This is a genomic window from Streptococcus mitis (assembly GCF_002096845.1).
GTDB lineage: Bacteria > Bacillota > Bacilli > Lactobacillales > Streptococcaceae > Streptococcus > Streptococcus mitis_A.
Genome location: NZ_NCVK01000054.1, coordinates 1 through 221, shown reverse-complemented (window position 1 = coordinate 221; position 221 = coordinate 1). Strand labels below are relative to the sequence as shown.

Sequence of the window (221 nt, the reverse complement as noted above, 5' to 3'; positions counted from 1 at the left end):
CTTGCTGACGTACTTGCGCTTGTTGAAGCCGATGTGCTAGCTGATGTACTTGCGCTTGTTGAAGCTGACGTACTTGCGCTTGTTGAAGCTGACGTACTTGCTGACGTACTTGCGCTTGTTGAAGCCGATGTACTTGCTGATGTGCTTGCACTTGTTGAAGCTGACGTGCTAGCTGATGTACTTGCGCTTGTTGAAGCTGACGTGCTAGCTGATGTACTTGC

General features: G+C 49.8%; 1 protein-coding gene. It reads left to right on the top strand.

The genetic code is table 11. The features are described 5' to 3' along the window. Positions 1 to 221, top strand: a 221-nt coding sequence (locus B7695_RS11235; RefSeq protein ID WP_192855762.1) for a hypothetical protein, incomplete at both ends; no start/stop codon positions are given.